This is a genomic window from Aeromonas sp. R1-1 (assembly GCF_040908495.1).
GTDB classification, from domain to species: Bacteria; Pseudomonadota; Gammaproteobacteria; order Enterobacterales; family Aeromonadaceae; genus Aeromonas; species Aeromonas veronii.
In genome coordinates this window covers 1-4,208 of record NZ_JBFODV010000214.1, presented here as the reverse complement: position 1 = coordinate 4,208, position 4,208 = coordinate 1, and the positions used below count along the sequence as shown (strand labels likewise).

The window sequence follows — 4,208 nt, the reverse complement described above, 5'->3', positions numbered from 1 at the left end:
TTCTTCCGTGTAACGTTGCTGCTTGCTCATAATACCTCCTGATTGACCTCAGTTTGAGGCTCTTGAGGTGTCTAGGAAAGTAGGGGCGATTCAAGGGCGACGGACCAGTTTTGCCCCGACACCCATCTGCTGGATGCGGTGGAGCTCTATCTGTTCGACAAGAAGCTGCGCCTGCTGGTAGTGGATGCGCTGGAGCGGATTGAGGTGGCCTTGCGGGTCGATCTTGCCTATCTGCTTGGCAAGCGAAATACCTTTGCTCACCTCGATCGCAGCTACTTCCACCCCAGCTTTATCCGGCAGCCCGCATTCAGGGGGAGTCACCAGAGCCGCTTTGAGGCGTGGATGGAGAAATACCGAGGGTTGGTAAAGCGTTCCAAAGAGGACTTTGTGCGCCACTACCATCAGCGCCATGGTGAGGAACTGCCGATCTGGGTAGCAGTAGAGGTATTTGATTTTGGCGCTATCTCGCAGTTGATCGGCATGATGAAGGTGTCGGATCAGCAGCATATCGCCAGCAAATACGGTCTGGACTGGCAGGTTTTTGCCAGCTGGATCTACGGTCTCAGTTACCTGCGCAATATCTGCGCCCATCATAGCCGCCTCTGGAACCGCAACGTGACGACGCAGGTGAGGTTGCCCAAGCCAAGAGAGGTGCAATGGTGCGATTTCCTGGCAAAAGATGATGAGCGGCTGGCCAAGCCATTCGTGCTGCTGGTCATCACACGGCATCTACTCAAGGTGATTTGCCCGAATACCCAGTGGCATCTGCGCCTGCGGGAGCATCTGCTGACGTTCCCCACACAAAAGTCGGTGCGCAAGCTGGGGTTGGCAAATATGGGGTACATAGAGAACTGGCAGGAGTGGTGGTAAATCCACCAAATAAGAACCCCAGCGTAAGTTGCAAAGCAACCAAGAGGCCCGGGTCGTGTTGCGAAGAAGAATAGGGGGGAACCTCCATTCAGCCAAACTTTTTTACCCCATTTTGTGACGGATAGAGTGGTAGTCGAGTGGATATTAAAGCAGGATCTCAAAGGCTCTTCAGCTATGTGAGAGCCGGCTTGAAATATCAATATTACAAGGAGTTGCGATGCTACATGCAATCCTGCATGGCAAGGCTGGGCGTATCGAGCGGGAAGGGGAATCCCTGCGCTGGAGCGACCTGTTTAAAGGCAGCGAAGATCTGCTGACTGCCACTTTCTTTGGCCGTCTTCCCCACCTCTCGGACGGTGCTCTGGGTGCCGTGCTGCACTTTCTACTCGGTGACAATCCGCTAGACCCGGCCACCTTTCAACGGCTGGAGCTGTGGCCAAAACTGGCATCGCTGCAGGATCGCCGTTATGTCGAGCCCGATGTGCTGCTCCACTTTGACGACGCGCTGGTGGTTATCGAGGTGAAGCCCCCGTTCGGTGGTGACCAGTATCGGGAGCAGTGGCTGGCCCAGGTCAATGCTGTGGTCAGCGAAGCCGAGTTTGATGACTATGAAGACCGGCTCTATTACGTGGCGCTCGGCAATATCCCTGTCGCCCCGCTGTCTCGCCCTGATCTGCCGACGCGCTTTGTTCAGATGACCTTGCGTGAATGGGAGCCACTGCGCCGCTATCTGCAAACTGCCTCCGAGTTTGAATCCTGCCGTCAGGATCGCGCCATTCGCGATGAGTGGCTGCAGGCGTTCGAGCTGTTTGGCATGGCCCCAGTGGTGCCTGAATGGGCGCCGTTGTTTGCCTACGCAGGGCAGCTGGACCTGGATTGCGGGTTGATGTCTGAGCGGGAAACTCCCCCACCGGCTGAACCTACGGGTTGGACTGCCCTGCTCGACTATGTCGGGACATTGCACCTATCTCGCCCCGATTTCTCCTTTTTGAATCACTGACTTTGGCTAAGGATGCCGCCATGCAACACGATCTTGAACAGACCACCCAGCTGGTTACCCAACTGCAACAAGCCCACCGACTCGCCGCCGGTTTCTACCAGCGTATCCTGCCGCTATTCGATCAGATCGCCAGTCAGGCGCTGGACGCCGAGTTCTGGTATTGGGAGCCCAGCGAAAATAGCCGCCCCTGCCGCTCGGGAACCCGCCCATCCAGCAGCTGGGCATGGGACTATCTGCCGCTGTTTGCATCGAGTCATGCCTACCGGGACAGGAATGGCGATAAGGCTCAGCAAGGTGATAAGACGCTGATTTTTCGCCTCTATATCGATGATGATTTCCGTCAAAACTCAACCTTGCGTGCAAGTACGAAGGGCCAGCCCGATCCTTTGCAATTGTCTGGTAACGCAGTGGTTGAAGTGAATCTGTACCGTTGCCTGCAGGATAGTGATAACCACTTCTGGGATCTGCTCAAGCAGATTAGCTGGCCTGCTCATCAACCTGACTGGCAGCAAAGTGACAAATGTCATCAGCTTGAGATCTGCTCCAATCATCTGCCGCTCGCCCAGCTGCTTGCCGACCCTGATAGCGTGGCCCGTTGGATCGAAGAGATGAGTCATCGTTGAGCCTGTGGTTGGCTGGTAACAGTGCCATGAGCCAAGGGCATGTAATGACCTGATATTTAAATGGCCATCACGGTGGGCTTTGAGAGCAGATGTAATGACACAGACTAAATTCGAGTTACCCAACAAAATCCATGATATCGGTTCGTTAGTGGTTCGGATCAAGGAATGGAGCTCTAAACCCTCGGTTGAGGATCTCTGGATTGGCCTATCTTCTCGCTCGCGTTCCTGCAGAACGAATGATGAAATTCAGGCTCTTCAGTCATGGTTCTATCAAGAGGTTGAGGAGCAGGGGTATGAGCTCATGCTCATGTAGCCCCTTGTTCGACTAGCGAATGTTGCGGTTGCTCAAGTGTTTCTGCTAGTTGTGATGGATGTTGTCCCAATTGAACATAAAATGCGTTATGAACTGTCAAATTGTTACTCGTGATTGGTTTCAAACGGGTTTGATGGTGATAAAATCGAGGACACGCTATCAGAAAAAAGGTGTTTATATGGTGAAGTGTCCGAACTGCAATTCTTCAAACGTGCGTGAGCGAAACATTGGTAAGAAAACCGGAGGTGTTGCTGGCGGTGTGGGTGGTGCCCTGGGTGGTGCTGCTACAGGCGCGGCTATTGGATCGGTTATTCCTGGGGTTGGTACAGCAATCGGTGGTGTTGTTGGTGGGTTGCTAGGTCGTTTTGCAGCTGCTGCTGCCGGAGCTACTGCTGGCGCTGCTGCTGGTTCTGCACTTGATGGAATGTTGTTCGATAAGTACGAGTGTCGAGATTGCGAAACTACGTTTGATTGACCGCAAGATCGTATTGCGCATAAGGGGGCTCATGGTTAATCCAGGCCCCTTTTTGCTGCCTGTTATCCTGCAAGATGGCTTGTTCTGCAGTGCGTTATCTCCCATCCCGCGCTGCACTATCCCTTCCCTCGAAATATTCCCCATGGAAACCACTATCTATCCCACCTTGGTGTAACAGTTGTGGCCAGTGCCGTCCGTGGGTAGTAGCCGTCGGCCAACTTGGCGGCTGGTGGACCTTGACGGTGCTCTACCAGCAGCAGGTCTGGCTGAGTTGCTTCAAAGTGGATACGGCAGGCTTCATGCTAACCACGAGAACATGCAGTCAACATGCGACGTAGATCTAGCAAGAGACAGTGACATTTGGTGGGGATTACCTAGTTTTGCTAGTCGTTGGCGTGTGATTTCGGTGGGTAAAAATGTGCAAAGTGTGCAAACCCACCTCAACTTTAACCAACCTGAAATAACCAAACCACACTTGATTCAATGGCTTACGAGTCGTACTATCTCTAGGAAACCGCAGTTTCTGGATTCAAAATCCGCCGGTGAATAACCGTGCCGGTTCGAGTCCGACCCCGGGCACCATCAAATTCATGACAAAAGGCCATCAGCAATGATGGCCTTTTGTTTTTTGGCGTTTCTACGCTTTTGGGGCGTTACTGTTGAGCTGGCAGTACTTCCCGTTACCTCTTGGTATCCCTTCTCTTTTTCCGCTCTCTGTTATTTCCTTTTCTTGATGTGGCTGCTGACGGCATCGCCGCCAGCTGACTGTTTCTATTGCTGTTTTTTCATGTCTTGCGGCGCTGAAACATGCTGGTTGCGCTATCCCAGCAGGGCAAACAGCAGGGTACCGAGGGTGCCAGCGAGCGTCAGCGCGATGATGGCTCTGGGTGTGCCGTGCAGCTTGGTCCACATAAACAGGCTGGTGAG

The 4,208-nt window shown here is 53.4% G+C and carries 3 protein-coding genes and 1 pseudogene; all 4 read left to right on the top strand.

Annotated features, from left to right (window positions below; translation table 11 throughout):
• Positions 1–105: 105 nt before the first annotated feature.
• Positions 106–870, top strand: a pseudogene (locus tag AB5Y92_RS14470) (Abi family protein); the annotation flags it as partial.
• A 217-nt stretch (positions 871–1,087) separates the two neighbouring features.
• Entirely contained in the window at positions 1,088–1,870 is a 783-nt protein-coding gene (locus tag AB5Y92_RS14465; protein WP_164535902.1) for a hypothetical protein, read from the top strand.
• Between the two features lie 20 nt (positions 1,871–1,890).
• Positions 1,891–2,493 carry a hypothetical protein gene (locus AB5Y92_RS14460; protein WP_164535903.1) on the top strand — a complete coding sequence of 201 codons (603 nt, stop codon included), beginning with the start codon at positions 1,891–1,893 and terminating at the stop codon, positions 2,491–2,493.
• Positions 2,494–2,864: 371 nt separating this feature from the next.
• On the top strand, positions 2,865–3,281 hold the full coding sequence (locus tag AB5Y92_RS14455; protein ID WP_206525787.1) for a hypothetical protein: 417 nt from the start codon (positions 2,865–2,867) through the stop codon (positions 3,279–3,281).
• Positions 3,282–4,208: the final 927 nt, after the last annotated feature.